This window comes from Arthrobacter sp. D3-18, from assembly GCF_054408525.1.
The window spans coordinates 3,170,243-3,187,715 of record NZ_CP096440.1; the positions used below are offsets into that span (position 1 = coordinate 3,170,243).

A 17,473-nucleotide genomic window follows, 5' to 3' on the forward strand; every position below is an offset into this window, starting at 1 on the left:
CTTCGCTAGTAACCGACGGAGACCGGGACCTTCTCAAGTCCCGCTGCTGCGTCCTGAATTGCCACGACGGAAACGTCTGTCCGTGCTTGCTTTCCAAGTACCAGCGCGCCGTACACCGGGTCACCCGAAGCGGAAACCACGTAGCCCACCACAGCCGAACTGCCGGACTTGTCCGGTAGCCCGATCACCGATGTGGTGCCGCCGGACAAGTCCACGTCAACGGCCTTGCCGACTTTTCCGTCAGCGGTCACTGGAGCGTAACTGACCGTAGCGCGCCCCTCCGGAACACCGAAGCTCAAGGACCGCTGGCCTTCCCGTGGTACGGCCACCAAGTGCTGGCTGCCAAGACGGGCCGACGACGGCGACCACCCAAAGTCGGTTGCCTCCTCGGCCTTGGAACCGCGGGTGACCCTCGCCGATGCCAGGAACGAGACATCCGAGCTGGCTCTGACGGTGTAGCTACCGGCCGGGACGCCCTCAAGGTTGACGGTGGATACTGTCCCGCCCTTAACCGTCACCACTCCCCCATTGGGAATCTTTCGTTCACCGTTAGCGCCATAAAGGCTTACTTGCACAACGGCGTCGGTGGATCCGGGCACTGCGATCTGGAGTGCCGGTATGGCGTCCGCAAAACCTGACTTACCAGCCAGTGCCTTGACGGCCGCCGGGTCCTGGATGTCGACGCCGGACATCACCTGCAGGTTGGACGGCGCCGCACCTGGCGAGAGGTACTCCACACCACCAGGGGCGATTCCACGCAACACGCTCTGCTGGATGGTGGAGGCAACAGGACCGCCCGTGCTGCGCACGTGCACGGCAAGCTGCGATTCGCCCGGAGCGAGTCCAGCCAGGTTCACCGAGCGGGTGGTTCCGGGAGCCACCAGGAGACCACGGGCCCCGGGAGCTTGGATCTGCCCCTCGGATCCATAGAGGTCAAGGCTCACTGTCGCCGGGGTCTCGGAGGCATTACTCACGTTCAGGACGGCAGTTCGGCCCACGGACGTGTTGGCCCCCAGGAGCCAAGCGTCGTTGCCCGGCGGCTGGCATTGGGTAGATGCAAGGCCGCGAAGATCGCCGTCCGTAGCTGAGTAGCTAAGGTTGGCAGCCAGGGAGGCCTGCTCGTTTCCAAGGGCCTCGGCTCCCACAACGGTGGGAGACGCCACCGGGCTGATGTTCGCCACTCCGGCCGCGAGTACGGGCGGACCAACCGTGGGTGTAGGCGTGCTGGTAGGAGCCTTGGCGATCTCCTCCACCATCTCACCGCCCAGCGAGGTCACGTTGCTCTCGGGCACCGTACCGGCCGGGTTGCTCAGCACCACGGCGTTCAGGGCGCTGGTGGCAGTAGTGGAGACCGGGCTGAAATCGGCATCTGTGCCCACCACGGTTCCGCTCACAAGCCTCGCGGGTTCCGGACAGACACCCATGGAACGGCCCGCGGGAACGTCTGCCTGGCGGATATCCATGGTGGTACCCCCGGAAGGTTCCGGGACCATCGACGTCGCGGCCACGGCACCTCCGCCAGCCGCAAGGATGACCACTGCTGACAGGGCGCCAGTGATCACTCCCTTGTTGGAGCTGCGGGATTTCGTGCTTCGGGAGCTGGAGCTCGAGCTCCGGGAATCCTTGCCCGACCTGCTTGTTTCTCCGTTGTTCCCCGCACGGGACTTCGGGGCTTCCGGGGTTCCAGGCCTTTCGCGGGACAGGTTCTTCTGGTCCTCAGACACTGCTGTACTCCTTACGGAGGGAGACTTCATCCCTCGACATGCCGGTTCGGCTGCGGCGGGCGGGCATTGGAACGGCCAAGAGGACCGTCAATCCAATCACCACAGCCTGCAGGATCCCGATCCACAAGGCCCAAGGGTTGGTGTAGCGGATTTCAAGGTCGCCGCCGCTGGCGGGCAACTCGAACGCCTGGGACCATCCGGATGTGGTGGCCTTCAGTTGACGGCCATCCAGCCAGGCGCTCCAGCCCGGATCGGAGCGTTCGGCCAGGACAACCCTTCGGCCCTCGTTCCCCGATTCAACGGTGGCATCCACATCCACTTCTTCGGATGGCAGCGCCCTCAGCAGAGCGCCTTGGGAGTCCACGATACGTACCCGGTGTGCCGTGTCCGCGGCAGTAGCCGCGGGTTGGTTCCGGGGCGTCACCCGCCACAGCCACCCGGCGTCGGTCTGGCCGACAGCCACGAGTCCGGGGACGGCGTCGATCCTGCTGGCCGTCAACTGGGCGGCATTGTCTGCTGCCTTAAGGACCACGAATCCGGCCCCAAGTTGGTCAAGGTCGGGGCGGGGATCCACGCCGGTTCCCGCCACGATAGTGGCCACGGCCCTGCGGAGGGACGTGGTGGCAGCGTCATCGGCCGCGATTTCCTCGCGTCCTGGCGCGCCAATAATGGTTCGTGCAGAGGCAATGGTGGACAAACTGTCCAACGTGGTTCCGGCTCCCCGCATCAGGGAAGAGGAGAACGCGCCCTGCTCACCGCTGGTAATGACCAACGTCCGGGTTCGCTCGGGTCCTTGGCCACGGTCGACGGCGGTGGCGGGCAATGTGCCCGTATCCACCGGCCATATTTGTCGGCCCGCGCCAAGGGACGTCTGTTCGGCAGTGTTAGGTGCCGCAATGGGTACGGCAGTCGGTGTAGGCTGCAGGACATTTTGAGCAGTCCAGGCAGCCATGCCGGCAAGAGGGCCGGCAACTAGAAACGCCATGGTCGCGGCCGAGGCTACGCGCTGCAGCGGGAGGTGGCGCCGGGGAGCCTTCGATGTCGTTCGCGGTGCAGTGAAGAGCTTCTCAGCACCGAGAACGGCAGCACCTAGAAGCAACATTCCCGCCGCCGATACGGCAGGACCGGTGAATGGCCCGACAATCACGTTGTTGTTGACCCCGGTGGCGACGTGGCCCAGCAGCCAAGCGCTCGAAAGGGTAGCCAAAGCGACCAACCAGAACACCCGGGCCAGCGCAGCGCGCTTACCGGGCACGAACAAGGCAGCAACAGCCAGGATCAGGACTGGTGCGATGACCAGCAGAGCCAGCAACAGGGCCCAGGGCACAGCGCCAGGACCGAAGACCGCCAAACCGGTCAAGCCGCCGTCGATGTCGAAGGCAAGCGGCTGGCCAAGTAGCTGCTGCCACAACGGAGCAGCCTCAAAAGTCAGTGGCATTCCGGGATCGGCGAGCAACGAGCGCGGCCTGTCCAACACGGATACCGCATAAGGAAGGAACAAAGCGACTGTTGGCAGGAGCGACCACCACAGCGTTTTGCCCCGATGCCCGAGGACCACTGCAGCGAGAATCACCGCGACGATAATGGGCCCCAACAATGACGGCGCTGAGGCCGTGACAACGGCCATGGCAAGACCTGCGGCCGCTGCAGCAGTCCATGATGGTGTTCCGTTGATGCCGGGCTTACCGACTATCAGGGCCGGACGGCGGCTGAGCTGTGCCCCTGCCAAAGCAGGCCCTTGGGCGATGGCCGATCCCGAGGCACGCAATAGTGCGAGGAGCAGCAGCGGCATCATGACGTGAGCTACCAGGGCGCCGACACGGCCCTCGTTGATTGCGATCAGAAGTGCGGGAGCACCGGACCATGCGAGGGCCGCCGCGACCCGGAAGCGACGCTTGGTAGTCAACGCGCCCGCCGCGAACCATGCGCCCAATGCGGACAACGGCATGGCAAGGATCAGCAGCCACACCATGGCTGCGTTGCCGTCCCCACCTCCAAAGAGGGAGAGCAGCCACAGCACATAGCCGAACGGGTCGCCGTGTCCGGGCAGGCCTGCACCCAACGAGATCCACCAGGTGGAGGCATTCGCCCAGATGTCGCCTGGTGACGCCGACAGAGGGAGCAGCCCACCACCGGCAACGGTGCCTGAGCGGAGCAGCCCCAGCAGTCCCACGAGTGCTGCGGCCAGGGCAATCAGTGCAGCTGCGACGGCACCTGTGCCCACCCAGCCACGCTCATTGGTGGCCAGTGCGGTGAAGTCGTCCGCCGCATCCCCGCTGGGTTCAGGGGCCAGAAGGTCAGAGACAGCGGGAGTTTCTTCGGCGGGGCGGATTGCTTCCAATAAGGAGCGCCTGTTGGCACGCACGTCCCGCGTGGGTGTCTGAAGTCCCCGGACCACGGACCTGTGTACGCGGCGCGTCCTGGCCGCAACGCGGCGGCCTCTGGCTATGGCCACGGGACGGATAAGGGCAGCGACGGTGGCGGTGAATTGGGAGAAGCCATATCCCGGTTCTTTAACCAGGATGCTCAGCATGAGTCGGATGATGGCACCGAACAAGGCGCCCCCGGCTTGGAACGGCACTTTCCACCAGGATGTGTGCTTGAGCCGCATGTGGATCTGGGCTTTACGTGCCGCTGAGGATGTGCCCAGGCCATGCGGGCGGTGCTCCACGTGGAACATGCGGGCGCTGGGGACTACAACTACGCGATTGCCCGCAAGCCAGTTACGCCAGCAGAAGTCCACGTCATCGCCGCTGCCGGGCAAGGCCGGATCAAAACCTTCCAGCAGTTCCCAGACATCGCGGCGGATCAACATACCTGCGGAGTTCACCGCGAAAGTATCAGTGCGGGCATCGTATTGCCCTTGGTCAACTTCGTCGGCGTCAATCAGGGTAAGGCGCTCAGCCCAGCGGCTGGTTGAAAGGCCCACATCAACCAGATGCCGCTTGTTGTCCCAACCAAGCTGCTTACAGCCCGCCACGGTTACCGAGGGGGCGCGTTCAACCGCATGGAGCAGTTCCGCCAAAGCATCAGGCGCAGGCGCAGCGTCGTCGTGCAATAGCCAGATCCATTGCACGGAATCACCCTGCGTGTCGCCGTCGGCGGGGGCGAGCTCTTGCAGGCCAGCGCGAACAGCCGCCCCGAAACCGGACCTTGCATGGTGGAAAGAGGTGACGCTGTTCTGGCCGAGAGCCTCGCGGAGCAAGTCCAGCGAGTTGTCGGTGGAACCTGTATCAATGCCAATGGCGGCATCGGCCGGACGCGTCTGGTCCGACAATGCCGCCAATGTCCTGGGCAGATAGTTGCCGCCGTCGTGGGAAACCACGACGGCGGTAACATGCACTTCCTTGAGAATTAGACCGCTCGCTTCCTTAGCCGACGACGCTCCCGCTCGGAGAGCCCGCCCCAAATTCCGAACCGCTCATCATTCGCGAGAGCGTATTCCAAGCACTGCGAGCGGACGTTGCATGCACCGCAGACCTTCTTGGCGTCCCTCGTTGATCCACCCTTTTCAGGGAAGAAAGCTTCAGGATCGGTCTGCGCACACAGCGCGTCCGTCTGCCAGCCAAGTTCGCCCTCGTCATCGAAGTCCCCTTGGGGCAAGCCGATCCACACGGGCTGCCCTGGCGTTTCAAGCGGACGACGCAACTCCATGGGAGGGTCGTCCAGATCTTCATCCGGTCCAGCGGGCAGGTCGCCCACCAACGCCTCATGTGCCGCAAGGAGGGCAGTTGCCTGATCCTCCAAGGACTGCTGCACATTCTGGTTATATCGGCCTGCCGCTTCCGGGTCCGCCGGGTCTACGTACCAATCTCCCGGCACTTCCCTCGAACGGTATTTCACCGACGCATGTTCTGCGACGACTGCATCTTCCTGGATACGCAACGCTTGCCCCATGGCGTCCCTCCTGATTTTGCAGCTGCTGCTTGGATGTGTTTCCGATTCCCGGTGACGTTCCGGGAATCTGTGCAGCGGCGTTGATTACTAATTACACGCGTGTAACTACCCACCAGTCAAGCCGCGCCGGGATAATAATCAAGAATCTGTAGAAACGTGGGATGCGCCACGCCCAACATTTCGACCGCGCCTCCGGTGTGTTGTGGCGTAAACGGAAGCGTTTGATCGGTTCACGTGAACTTTCATTGAATTTCCGCGGAAAACCGTACCCGGCCCTCAAGGTAACCACCGTCTGGAGAAACCACAGTGTGTCGCATTTCACATTAGGGGTGCTGTGCCCAAGGACGTCGCGGTAGCCTCGTGGCAAGATTGACGCATGAGCATCCCGGCAGCGAACCTGATGACCGCCCTGCGATCCGGTCATTCAACGTCACCACGACTCACCTGGTATGGCCCCGACTCGGAACGGGTGGAACTCTCGGGGCGTGTCCTGGATAACTGGGTAGCCAAAACCAGCAACCTGTTGCAGGACGAGCTGGATGCCGAACCCGGAATGTCAATCAGGCTGGACCTCCCGGCGCATTGGAAGTCCTTCGTCTGGGCTCTCGCGGCGTGGCAACTGGGAATGGAAGTGGTCTTTGACGACACCGCGGCGGATCTGCTGGCAACCGACAAACCAGACGACGGCGGCGGCGCCGGCTTCGATGCGGTGGTGGCCGTGCCGCTCGCCGCACTTGCCATGCGCTGGCCGGGCGAGCTGCCGTCCGGCGTCGTGGATTATGCGGCGGAGGTCCGTTCCCATGGCGACGTCTTCATGGCGCACAACGAACCCGAGCCGACCCTGCCCGCCATACGCGGAACATCAGGGCTTCCGCACGAGGACCTTATTGAAGGCTTTGCTGCCGCCCAGGAACCAGGCGTCCGTCTACTGGTACGCGCGGCGGACGGTCTGGAGTCGTGCCTGGCAGCTTCGCTGGGGGCATGGAAAGAGGACGGCTCCGTAGTACTGGTGCATCCCGACCTCGAAGTGACCAAGCACCTTCTGGAGAACGAGCGCGTCAGCCGTTCTTAACCGACGGGAATTCGCCGGTAGCCGGGTTGGCGCCGGACTCGGAATTGGTCTTGGGCTTGTGGTGCAGTTCGATGATCTCGTGGTCGTGTGAGAACTCGGGTTCGGCATCAAGTTCTTCGTTGAACACCCAGAAGCGGTAGGCGAAGAAACGGAAGATGGTGCCCAGGATAAGGCCCACAACGCTGCCGGCGATGAACAGCGATGGCTTGTCGTTGAGGTCAAGGATGTACTTCGCGAACCACACACATCCCGAAGCAATCAAGAGCCCTACAAGGTTCATGATGGCAAACAGCACAGCTTCACGGACCACATTGGCCTGTTTACGGTGTCGGAACGTCCAGAAACGGTTCGCGACCCACGAGAAAATGCTTGCAACAATGGTGGCGATGGCCTTGGCCCACACTTCGCTGCCGTGCATCGGGCCCGAAAAGAGCCAGATGAAGACCGCCGAGTCGATGACGAAAGCAACACCGCCGACGGCGCCGAACTTTGCTACCTCACGCCAAAAAAGTGAGGCAAGTCCGCGGATGCGATCTGCAAGTGTGGTGATCATGACCCTCCATGGCCGTTGAAAAAGTGGGCCGATGGGCCTCACCCATTTTAGCGCCGATTTCCATGCGCTGCCTTTGAGGGGGCTGTGAGAACGCCGATACTGGCGCCTCACACCGTAGAAAACCATCCCAAAGGAGGGCAGAATCAGTGATCCTGCTGGCGGTTCGGTAGGCTGAACCTTGTGACTTTTCCAGTAATTGGCGTTGTTGGCGGCGGCCAACTCGCACGAATGATGGCTCCGCCCGCTACCGCCCTGGGCTTCGAACTCCGTGTTTTGGCCGAGGGTGAGGACGTTTCTGCCGTGGCTGCAGTGGCCACTGCGCCTCTTGGCGACTACAAGGACCTGAACGCTCTTCTTGAATTCTCCAAGGGCCTGGACGTGCTCACGTTTGATCACGAACACGTGCCCACGGAACACCTGCAAGCCCTCCTGGACGCCGGCGTCAACGTCCAACCCGGCCCTGATGCGTTGGTTAACGCCCAGGACAAGCTGGTGATGCGGGCTGCGATCGACCGCTTGGGCTTGCCGAATCCCGAGTGGTCGGCTGTTAACAGCGTTGAAGAACTGGTGGCCTTTGGCGACAGAATCGGCTGGCCCGTGGTTCTGAAGACCCCCCGCGGTGGCTATGACGGCAAGGGAGTCAGAATTGTTGACTCCGCCGACGATGCCGCGGAAACTGCCGACTGGTTCCAGGCCATGAGCCCCCTGCTGGCAGAAGCCAAGGTTGATTTCAGCCGCGAACTCTCGGCCCTTGTTGCACGCAGCCCCAGCGGCGAGTCCCGTGCATGGCCGGTTGTTCACACTATTCAGGTGGATGGTGTTTGCGACGAAGTGATCGCACCCGCCCAGAACATTTCCGTCGAAGTGGCTGCTGCCGCCGAAGAGGCCGCCCTGCGCATTGCCAACGAACTCGGAGTCACTGGAGTCATGGCCGCAGAGCTGTTCGAAACTCCGGGAGTCGGAGCAGGCTTCCTCATCAACGAGCTCGCCATGCGTCCACACAACACCGGCCACTGGACGCAGGACGGTTCCATCACCAGTCAGTTCGAGCAGCACCTGCGGGCCGTGTTGGACCTTCCGTTGGGCGCAACGGATGCCCTGGCCCCCGTGGTGGTCATGAAGAACTTCCTGGGCGGCGACAACCAGGATCTCTTTAAGGCCTTCCCCATGGCGTTGGCCTTCGAGCCTGCGGCAAAGGTGCACTCCTACGGCAAGTCCGTCCGACCAGGTCGCAAGATCGGCCATGTGAACTTGGTTGGCAGCTCGGTTTCCGACGTCGACTCGGTCCGCCAGCGTGCCACCGCCGTGGCTAACATCATCCGTGACGGCCGCAAGCCGGAGCAGACCACCCTTGAGGAGACCGCATGACTTCGGAAACAACAGCCCCGCTGGTTGGGCTCGTGATGGGCTCGGACTCCGATTGGCCGGTCATGGAGGCCGCCGCGGACGCCCTGGCCGAGTTCGGCATCCCCTTTGAGGCAGACGTCGTGTCAGCTCACCGCATGCCGACTGAGATGATCCGCTACGGCCAGACCGCCCACGAACGCGGCTTGCGCGTCATCATTGCCGGGGCCGGTGGGGCAGCCCACCTTCCCGGCATGCTGGCTTCGGTCACGCCCCTTCCCGTCATCGGCGTCCCCGTCCCCCTCAAAACGTTGGACGGCATGGACTCCTTGCTGTCCATCGTCCAGATGCCTGCCGGCGTTCCCGTGGCCACCGTGTCCATCGCTGGTGCCCGCAATGCGGGTCTCCTCGCCGTTCGCATGTTGGCTTCGGGAACTGACGAACTTGCATCGAAGCTCCGCACGGATCTCCTCGCCTTCGCCCAGGAACTGAACGACGTCGCCACCAAGAAGGGCGAAAACCTGCGCCACAAAGTAGAAGAGGTCTTCTCCCCTGCCAATGCCTCCGCCCGGAGCTCCCGCTAGGAAGGCAGCAGTTGATGACCATGCACAAGACCCCGAGTCAGCCCGGTTCCGCCCTGACTGATCCCGTTCGCTACCCGTCCGGCGTCAGCGCTCCGGTGCGGACCAAACGTGCCTTCGTGCTGGTCCTCCTCACTCTCTTTGTTCCCGGCAGCGCCCAAATTGTTGCCGGGGACCGCAAACTTGGCCGCATCGCTTTGCGCGTCACCATCACGGTGTGGGCCCTTGCCCTGCTCACTTTGTTCATTGCCTTGGTGAACCGGACGATGCTGCTCAGCGTCGTCACCCACCCGGTGGGTTCGTTGTTCATTATCGTGATCCTCGTGGCGTTGGCGTTGGGTTGGGCCTTCTTGTTCCTCAATACCCTGAGGATCATCAGGCCCGCGCTCCTGGCACCGGGAATGCGCCCCATCATCGCCGTCGTCCTGGCGGTAACCACTATCCTCGCCAGCGGATCACTGGGCTATCTCGCCTACGTCCTGAACGTGAGCCGCAATGCGATCGGTAGTATCTTCAATGCCGGTCCCGCCATTGATCCGGTGGACGGACGGTACAACTTCCTCATGATGGGTGGCGACGCCGGGGACGACAGGACCGGCCGCCGCCCGGACAGCCTCTCCGTCATCAGCGTCGACGCGAAAACCGGCGAGAGTGCCATCATCTCGGTCCCCCGCAACCTTCAGAACGCCCAATTCAGCGAGGGCTCGCCCATGCGCGAGATCTACCCTGATGGCTACAACTGCGGTGACGAATGCCTCATCAACGCCGTCAACACCGAGGTCACCAACAACCACCAGGATCTCTATCCAGGGGTCGCCGATCCCGGAGCCCAAGCCACGCTCGAAGCCGTGTCCGGCACACTGGGCATCACCGTCCAGGCGTATGTCCTGGTGGACATGGACGGTTTCGCCAAACTCATCGATGCCATGGGCGGCATCCGCATCAAAGCCGGTGGCTGGGTACCTATTAGTGGTCCTGTGACTGACGAGGCCAACGGAATTCACGGCATGCCTGACGGCTGGATCCCCGCCGGCGACCAACACCTGAATGGCTTCCAAGCCCTTTGGTACGGACGGTCCCGCGAATTCGTGGATGACTACGCCCGCATCGCGCGCCAGCAGTGCGTACAGCAAGCCATGCTCAAGCAGTTGGACCCTGCCACGCTCCTCACCAAGTTCGAGGACATTGCCAACGCCGGCACCAAGGTGGTCGACTCCAACATTTCTTCGAACCAGCTGGGCAGCTTTGTGGACCTCGCCTTGAAGTCCAAGAACCAGCCCGTCAAGCGCCTCACTATCGGGCCGCCGGACTTTGATGCGTCCTTCTCCACGGTGCCTGACTTCGACCTGATTCATTCCAAGGTCCAGGAAGTGCTGGCTTCGTCCAACACTCCCAAGGCGAGCGACGCCGTCGTTTCCTATGATGGTGCCGGTGCAGGAGCCGTCATGGCCGCTGGCCCGGTTGCGGGTTCCGTTCCCGCGGGCCAGTTGCCCTCGCCGTCGGCCGATTTCACGCCGGTGACCACCACGCCGGACGGTACCCCGATCACCATCGAGTTGCTGAACGGCCTCAAGGCCCAAGGCGACGAGCAAGGCATCCGCGACCTTGTGGCAACCAACGGACAGTGCGCACCGCTGTAAGCCGCTTTCCGCCCACCCCACGTTCAGCGCAACGATAAGGACTTTCTTTCGTGTACCAGATTGAGAATGTTTTGCGACCCTATGCGTGGGGTTCGACGACGGCGATCGCCGCCTTGCTTGGTCGGCCGGCATCAGGTGGTCCCGAAGCCGAGATGTGGATCGGAGCCCACCCGGACTCCCCCTCCACAGCCGTCCATCCCAACGGTGTCACCCAGCCCTTGGACGCGTTGATCGCCTCGGATCCCCTGCGCTGCCTAGGCTCGGAAAGCCTCGCCGAGTTCGGACCACGGTTGCCGTTCCTCACTAAGCTCCTGGCCGCAGAGCAGCCGTTATCCTTGCAGGTGCACCCCAGCCTTGACCAGGCCCGGGAAGGATTCGCCCGGGAGAATGCGGCCGGCATCCCCGCCGATGCAGCAAACCGCAACTACCGGGATGACAACCACAAACCGGAGATGATCTTCGCCCTCACTCCGTTCAAGGCATTGTGTGGTTTCCGTTCACCTGCTGAGTCCAAGGACATCTTTGGGCACCTGGCCCACGTCCTTGATTCCGCAGCAGTGGACGTTCCGGATGTGATCAGCGGCGTCATCGCAGATCTCGGCCAGCCCGAGGAGCCTGCAGCCCTGAAAGGAGCCTTCAGCCGGCTCATCCAGGGTGGCGCCGGCGTCTCCGACGCCATCAACGAGGTAGTCGCCGTCCTGTCCGCCGGCGCACCCCTGGAACCGCACCGCGAAGCGTTGACCGCCATGGTGGACATCAATGAAGCCTTCCCCGGAGATCCCGGCGTCCTCATTTCCCTTCTTCTCAACCATCTTTCCTTGCAGCCGGGTGACGTGGTTTACCTGCCGGCCGGCAACGTCCACGCTTACCTCCACGGATTAGGCGTGGAGGTCATGGCGTCCTCGGACAATGTTCTCCGTGGCGGACTCACGCCCAAGCACGTGGACGTCCCGGAGTTGCTGAAGACTGTACGATTCGAAGCACTCGGCGTGCCCCGCATCCAGGCGAGCGGGACCGAGTTCGGGCAGGAACTGTACCGGCCGCCCTTCAAGGAATTCCAGCTGCAGCGCATTGAGCTCGGCCCGGGCGCCGAGCCGGTGCCGCTGGCACAAACCGGGCCCGCCGTCGTCGTGGTGGTGTCCGGTTCGGTGTTGCTCGACTCCCCCAAGAGCGATCTCAGGCTACAGCGCGGCGCTGCCGCGTTCATCCCCGACATCGAAGCCCCCGTGAACGTCCACCCCGTGCAGGGAGCGACGGACACCAGTGTTGCCTTTGCGGTGACCACGGGGCTGGGGAACTGATTCATGGAGTTTTTCCTGCAGACGCCCGCATGGGCGGCCGTCCAGCGTTCCCTCGGACGCCGTGTCCATGAGCAGTCCGGGCCCGGCTGGAGTTTCCTCGCCATCGAGGAAAAGAACCCCGCCGGCAAGGTCATTTACGCCCCGTACGGCCCCGTGGCGGAGTCTGTTGAAGCCTTCGACGCCGCCACTGCAGCCTTGGTGGCCCTGGCAAAGGCGGAGGGTGCGGTGTTTGTGCGGATGGAGCCCGCTGCCGCAGGGTTTACAGCGTCCGACGCCGATGCTCTCCTTCGCGCCCGCGGAATGACGCCGGCGCCGGTCAACCAGCAGCCTGAGCTCAGCTGGATCGTGGATCTTGAGGGCGAGTTCAAAGACGTCCTGGCGGGCATGAAGCCGACCAACAGGAACCTCTACCGGAATATCCACAAGAAGGGCGTGACCTTCCGTGCTTCCCAGGATCCCGCGGATATCTCGGTGCTCCTGCATTTCCTCCACCTGACAGCTGCCCGGAACGGCTTCAAGCCCCAAAGCGACGAGTACCTCACTCAAGTAGCTGCTTCCCTGCTGCCCAATGGCGCGGGAACGCTGTTCATCGCCGAGCTTGAGGGCGAACCGATCGCAGCTGCCTTCGCCTATGACTCTGCTGATACCCGTGTATACGCCCACGCTGCCTTGGACGACACCCACCGCAAGCTCAGCGCGGGCATCCCCCTCCTGGTGACTTTGATGGCCGATGCCAAGGAGAAGGGCCTGAAACACGTAGACCTTTGGGGTGTGGCACCAGAGGACCAGCCGGACCACAAATGGGCGGGCTTCACAGCGTTCAAAAAGTCATTCGGAGGCCGTGAAATCTCCTACCCGGGCACTTGGGACCTCCCGGTCAACAAGCTCCGCTACGGCGCCTACCAACTGGCCAGGAAGCTCCGCGACAAACTGCGCTAGGCCAACTCCCCGAGGCAACACAAGGAAGCCCGTACTCCCGCCACCTACTTTGCGCGCGCCCGCATCACGACACGCCGGCCATCCCGGCATGTCCGCAGGTTTCCAAACCCAAAGTAGGTGATGAGAGCACACCCCGCGCACCGCCCTGCCCCATCTAAATCGCGCGCAACCGAACCCGTCTGGACATAGAGAAGGACGGCGAGTATCGCGAAAGCGGCATCAAATCGACGAGGTACGAGGAGATAGCCGCCGAGCGATGCTCGCCGTCCTTCTGTCAGGTGCAGAGGTGTTACGGCTTGCGCGCGTACGTCTCCCACTTGGATGCGTGGTGCTCAGCCTCTACGAAGCGGACCGTCCCGGACTTGGAGCGCATCACGATGGACTGCGTCATAACGCGATCCTTCTGGTAGCGCACACCGTGGAGGAGGTCGCCATCGGTGATGCCGGTGGCTGCGAAGTAGCAGTTGTCCGAGGTGACGAGGTCGTTGGTGGACAGGACGCGGTCGAGGTCGTGTCCGGCGTCGATGGCCTTCTGCTTCTCTTCGTCCGACGTCGGCCACAGCCGGCCTTGGATGACGCCGCCGAGCGACTTGATGGCACAGGCGGCAACGATGCCTTCCGGGGTGCCGCCGATGCCCATGAGGGCGTCAACGCCGGTGCCGGAGCGTGCTGCGGCGATGGCGCCGGCGACGTCCCCGTCCATGATGAACTTGGTGCGGGCACCGGCTTCGCGGATTTCTTCCACGAGGGGGCGGTGGCGGTCGCGGTCAAGGATCATGACGTTGAGCTGGTTGACCTTGACGCCCTTGGCTTTGGCGATGAGGTGCAGGTTCTGCTTGACGGGCAGGCGCAGGTCCACCATGTCGGCGGCTTCGGGGCCGGTGACGAGCTTCTCCATGTAGAACACAGCGGAGGGGTCGAACATGGATCCGCGCTCGGCAACGGCCAGCACTGCGAGGGCGTTGTTGATGCCCAGGGCGGTCAGGCGCGTTCCGTCGATGGGGTCCACGGCGACGTCGCACTCGGGACCGGTGCCGTCACCAACCTGCTCGCCGTTGAACAGCATGGGGGCTTCATCTTTTTCGCCTTCACCGATGACCACGACGCCGTTGAAGTGGACAGTGTGAAGGAACGAACGCATGGCATCGACGGCGGCACCGTCTGCCTTGTTTTTGTCGCCGAAACCTACCCAGTGGCCACCGGCAATTGCCGCGGCTTCGGTGACACGGACGAGTTCAAGCGCAAGGTTGCGGTCGGGTTCGTCGAGGCCGACGGCGAGCGACGGCGAAATCGTGGAATACTGCTGGGTCATTGGTGCAGGAGACACTTGAACCTCTTCTTCGAGTGACGATTCACGGGACCGGACATGGTTGCACGAAGCAACCCGGGGTTCCTCTATCAACGATCATAGTCGCCACGTGGTCCGGGAGTCGTTGGATGACCACGGCCCGCAATACCGGTGGTGAGGTTGGCGGATGTGTGTTCCCTGCCGCGATAAGGGATCATGGAGGGGTGAGTGAAACGCAGGACAAGCCCGCTGCCGGCAATGAGCCGGATGCCGCGGAAGCTAACCAAACAAGCGCCCAGGCAGCCCCGGGTGCCCCCTATAAACCCGTCATTGCGGCGAAAGCTGCCAAGCGGGCAAACGCTTCGGTCATCGGCATGGTCATAGCGCTGCTTGTCTGTGTACTGGCTTTCCTCCCCATCGTTTTGATGAACCCGGCTCCCAAGGGCGAAGGTTTCAGGCCGGATGTTGACGTCGCGGCGATCGCCCGCAACGCCACGGGTGTGGCGGGATTCACACCTGTCACTCCGGATACGGGCGACACATTCAAGCCCAACTACGCCCGCTGGGAGTCCGGCAGCGGAAGCGGCGTTCCTACCTGGGAGATTGGTTTCCTGACTCCCAAGGAAAACTTCATCGGGCTCACCCAGACCAGCCAGGCAAATCCCACGTGGGTTCTGCAGCAAACGGAGAACCTTCCTGTCACTGGCACGCGTAGTGCAGGCGGCCAGGAATGGGAGTTGCGCGACTCAGGCAAGGAAAAGCGCAGCATGGTCCTGGAGTACCGGGGCACCACCATTGTCCTGAACGGCACTGCCAACCTGGATGAGTTTGCAACGTTGGCGGCCGCCGTCGTGAAGTCCGCAGAGCAGGCGCCGCCTGCAAGCGCACCGGCTACCGCGACTGCTTCCGCCCAACCGTCTGCCTGACTTCCTATCCGGCTAACCCGGCGCAACAGTTTCACGGACTGCGCCGTCCGCGTCGTAAAGTAAGGCTCGTGCCTACTTACCTGACTCCAGCCCTGGCGTGGCGCCGTCTCCGCGAGGGCAACGAACGTTTTGTTTCCGGCGAATCCCTGCACCCCAACCAGGATGCTTCGCGACGATCATCACTCATTGAGAACCAGAACCCGTTTGCCGTGATCTTCGGCTGCTCGGATTCGCGACTCGCTGCAGAAATTATCTTTGACTTGGGGCTCGGTGACGCCTTCGTGGTGCGCACCGCCGGCCAGGTCATTGATGATGCGGTCCTGGGTTCCCTCGAGTACAGCATCAGCGAACTCCGGGTGCCACTGATCGTCATCCTCGGCCATGACAGCTGTGGTGCCGTGAAGGCCACCAAGGCGGCTGTGGAAACGGGTGAGATGCCCCCGGGCTTCATCCGCGACCTCGTGGAGCGCATTACCCCCTCCGTCCTGACAGCCAAGCGCAATAGCCAGGAAGACGTCAACGACATGGTGGTGGAGCACGTCAAGCAGACTGCTGCCCGCCTGGCTGACAGCTCACGTGTGATTTCCGACGCCATCGACGACGGCCGGGTTGCCGTGATCGGCTTGTCGTACAAGCTCGACGAGGGCCGCGCGGCCCTCGTTTCCGGGATCGGCAAGCTCTAGGAAGACGTGCTCCGGCCGCAGCGCCGGAGCACGTAGCACTCCCCTTCGGGTTTTCTGTGGAGCGTCCCATCGCCCTAAGCTAGCCCCATGACTTCCACCACTGAGTTCCGTATTGAACATGACACGATGGGCGAAGTTCGCGTCCCCGTGAACGCCCTGTACCGCGCCCAGACGCAGCGTGCTGTGGAGAACTTCCCGATCTCCGGCAAGACGCTTGAGCGCACACACATCGAGGCTCTTGCCCGCGTGAAGAAGGCAGCTGCACTGGCGAATGCCGAGCTGGGGGTGCTCGATGGCGAGCTCGCCGAGGCTATTGCCGCCGCTGCCGATGAGGTTGCCACCGGTAAGTACGACGGCGACTTCCCGATTGACGTTTTCCAGACCGGCTCGGGCACTTCCTCCAACATGAACACCAACGAGGTCATTGCCGAACTGGCATCGCGCGCCCTCGCGGCCGCAGGGAGTGACAAAGTTGTCCACCCGAACGACCACGTGAACGCGTCGCAGTCCTCCAACGATGTCTTCCCGACGTCCGTGCACGTCGCCGCCACCTCAGCCTTGATCAACGACCTGATTCCGGCACTGGAGTACCTGGCAGCTTCCCTCGATCGGAAGGCCGTGGAGTTCAAGGACGTCGTAAAGTCCGGCCGTACCCACCTCATGGACGCCACGCCGGTCATGCTCGGCCAGGAATTCGGCGGTTACGCTGCCCAGGTCCGGTACGGCATCGAGCGCATCAACGCCGCACTCCCCCGCGTTGCCGAAGTTCCCCTGGGTGGCACGGCTGTTGGTACCGGAATCAACACTCCGGCCGGCTTCCCCGAGCGCGTCATCGAACTCCTCGCCGCCGACACCGGCCTGCCGCTGACCGAGGCACGCGACCACTTCGAAGCACAGGCAAACCGTGACGGCCTGATCGAAGGTTCCAGCCAGCTCCGCAACATCGCGATCTCCTTCATGAAGATCAACAACGACCTCCGTTGGATGGGCTCCGGCCCCAACACGGGCCTCGGCGAAATCGCTATTCCGGACCTTCAGCCGGGCTCCTCGATCATGCCGGGCAAGGTCAACCCGGTCATCTGCGAAGCATCCATCATGGTCTGCGCCCAGGTCATCGGCAACGACACCGCCATTGCCTGGTCCGGCACCAACGGCGCCTTCGAACTCAACGTCGGCATCCCCGTTATGGCCGCCAACCTGCTCGAGTCCATCCGCCTGTTGGCCAACACCAGCCGCGTCATGGCCGACAAGATGATCGACGGCATCACCGCCAACGTTGAGCGTGCACGCTTCCTTGCAGAGGCTTCCCCGTCCATCGTGACCCCGCTGAACAAGTTCATTGGATACGAGAACGCCGCGAAGATCGCAAAGATCGCCGTCAAGGAAGGCCTGACCATCCGCCAGGCCACCGAGAAGCTTGGCTTCGTCGGCGAGGGCGAAGGCAGGGTCACCGAGGCAGAGCTCGACAAGGCCCTCGACGTCACCACCATGACGTCCCCCGCTCACAAGAACTAATACTCAAAGC

14 protein-coding genes are annotated in these 17,473 nt (G+C 63.0%); 9 read left to right on the plus strand and 5 right to left on the minus strand.

The genetic code is table 11. The features are described 5' to 3' along the window. Positions 1–5: 5 nt before the first annotated feature. Genes M1D89_RS16660 through M1D89_RS16670 form a run of 3 tightly spaced genes read right to left on the minus strand, consistent with a single transcriptional unit; the run spans position 6 to position 5,621 of the window. Positions 6–1,724: a DUF5719 family protein gene (locus M1D89_RS16660; protein WP_498645175.1), complete on the minus strand. Its 1,719-nt coding sequence runs from the start codon at positions 1,722–1,724 to the stop codon at positions 6–8. After that, positions 1,717–5,067 carry a glycosyltransferase gene (locus M1D89_RS16665; RefSeq protein WP_498645177.1) on the minus strand — a complete coding sequence of 1,117 codons (3,351 nt, stop codon included), beginning with the start codon at positions 5,065–5,067 and terminating at the stop codon, positions 1,717–1,719. Before M1D89_RS16665 ends, M1D89_RS16660 begins: the two co-directional genes overlap by 8 nt. Positions 5,068–5,078: 11 nt before the next feature. Next, the gene (locus M1D89_RS16670; RefSeq protein ID WP_498645179.1) at positions 5,079–5,621 is read right to left on the minus strand and encodes a WhiB family transcriptional regulator; all 543 of its coding nucleotides are present in this window, start codon (positions 5,619–5,621) and stop codon (positions 5,079–5,081) included. Positions 5,622–5,997: 376 nt separating this feature from the next. On the opposite strand from M1D89_RS16670, the gene M1D89_RS16675 reads away from it, so the two are divergent. After that, a complete protein-coding gene (locus M1D89_RS16675) occupies positions 5,998–6,693 on the plus strand; it encodes a TIGR03089 family protein (RefSeq protein ID WP_498645181.1) in 696 nt (231 codons plus the stop codon). Here M1D89_RS16675 and M1D89_RS16680 read toward each other — a convergent pair. After that, positions 6,680–7,246, minus strand: a complete 567-nt coding sequence (locus tag M1D89_RS16680) for a GtrA family protein (protein ID WP_498645183.1) — start codon at positions 7,244–7,246, stop codon at positions 6,680–6,682. The two genes, M1D89_RS16675 and M1D89_RS16680, sit on opposite strands and share 14 nt — an antisense overlap. A gap of 180 nt (positions 7,247–7,426) precedes the next feature. Between M1D89_RS16680 and M1D89_RS16685 the strand changes: the two genes are divergently transcribed. Genes M1D89_RS16685 through M1D89_RS16705 form a run of 5 tightly spaced genes read left to right on the plus strand, consistent with a single transcriptional unit; the run spans position 7,427 to position 13,051 of the window. Then, complete coding sequence (locus M1D89_RS16685; protein ID WP_498645185.1) at positions 7,427–8,614, plus strand: 5-(carboxyamino)imidazole ribonucleotide synthase; 1,188 nt, start codon at positions 7,427–7,429, stop codon at positions 8,612–8,614. Next, entirely contained in the window at positions 8,611–9,174 is a 564-nt protein-coding gene (purE, locus tag M1D89_RS16690) for a 5-(carboxyamino)imidazole ribonucleotide mutase (protein ID WP_498645187.1), read from the plus strand. The genes M1D89_RS16685 and purE overlap by 4 nt, the downstream gene beginning before the upstream one ends. Positions 9,175–9,188: 14 nt before the next feature. Then, on the plus strand, positions 9,189–10,811 hold the full coding sequence (locus M1D89_RS16695) for an LCP family protein (protein ID WP_498645189.1): 1,623 nt from the start codon (positions 9,189–9,191) through the stop codon (positions 10,809–10,811). 50 nt (positions 10,812–10,861) lie between these two features. After that, entirely contained in the window at positions 10,862–12,112 is a 1,251-nt protein-coding gene (manA, locus tag M1D89_RS16700; protein WP_498645191.1) for a mannose-6-phosphate isomerase, class I, read from the plus strand. A gap of 3 nt (positions 12,113–12,115) precedes the next feature. Continuing rightward, positions 12,116–13,051, plus strand: coding sequence for a lipid II:glycine glycyltransferase FemX (locus M1D89_RS16705; RefSeq protein WP_498645193.1), 936 nt, complete (start codon positions 12,116–12,118; stop codon positions 13,049–13,051). A 289-nt stretch (positions 13,052–13,340) separates the two neighbouring features. On the opposite strand, the gene glpX is transcribed toward M1D89_RS16705, so the two are convergent. Continuing rightward, positions 13,341–14,363: a class II fructose-bisphosphatase gene (glpX, locus tag M1D89_RS16710; RefSeq protein ID WP_017198677.1), complete on the minus strand. Its 1,023-nt coding sequence runs from the start codon at positions 14,361–14,363 to the stop codon at positions 13,341–13,343. A gap of 200 nt (positions 14,364–14,563) precedes the next feature. Between glpX and M1D89_RS16715 the strand changes: the two genes are divergently transcribed. From M1D89_RS16715 to M1D89_RS16725, 3 genes are all read left to right on the plus strand, one after another. Continuing rightward, a complete protein-coding gene (locus M1D89_RS16715; RefSeq protein ID WP_498645195.1) occupies positions 14,564–15,265 on the plus strand; it encodes a DUF4245 domain-containing protein in 702 nt (233 codons plus the stop codon). Positions 15,266–15,333: 68 nt separating this feature from the next. Next, the gene (locus M1D89_RS16720) at positions 15,334–15,948 is read left to right on the plus strand and encodes a carbonic anhydrase (protein WP_011774029.1); all 615 of its coding nucleotides are present in this window, start codon (positions 15,334–15,336) and stop codon (positions 15,946–15,948) included. Between the two features lie 87 nt (positions 15,949–16,035). Further along, complete coding sequence (locus tag M1D89_RS16725; RefSeq protein WP_498645196.1) at positions 16,036–17,463, plus strand: class II fumarate hydratase; 1,428 nt, start codon at positions 16,036–16,038, stop codon at positions 17,461–17,463. The last annotated feature ends 10 nt before the right edge of the window (positions 17,464–17,473 follow it).

Bases quoted from the DNA above. Each gene is read 5' to 3' on its own strand.
- M1D89_RS16670 (WP_498645179.1), bottom strand. From the start codon at position 5,621: ATGGGGCAAGCGTTGCGTATCCAGGAAGATGCAGTCGTCGCAGAACAT.
- M1D89_RS16675 (WP_498645181.1), top strand. From the start codon at position 5,998: ATGAGCATCCCGGCAGCGAACCTGATGACCGCCCTGCGATCCGGTCAT.
- M1D89_RS16680 (WP_498645183.1), bottom strand. From the start codon at position 7,246: ATGATCACCACACTTGCAGATCGCATCCGCGGACTTGCCTCACTTTTT.
- purE (WP_498645187.1), top strand. From the start codon at position 8,611: ATGACTTCGGAAACAACAGCCCCGCTGGTTGGGCTCGTGATGGGCTCG.
- M1D89_RS16695 (WP_498645189.1), top strand. From the start codon at position 9,189: ATGACCATGCACAAGACCCCGAGTCAGCCCGGTTCCGCCCTGACTGAT.
- M1D89_RS16705 (WP_498645193.1), top strand. From the start codon at position 12,116: ATGGAGTTTTTCCTGCAGACGCCCGCATGGGCGGCCGTCCAGCGTTCC.
- glpX (WP_017198677.1), bottom strand. From the start codon at position 14,363: ATGACCCAGCAGTATTCCACGATTTCGCCGTCGCTCGCCGTCGGCCTC.
- M1D89_RS16725 (WP_498645196.1), top strand. From the start codon at position 16,036: ATGACTTCCACCACTGAGTTCCGTATTGAACATGACACGATGGGCGAA.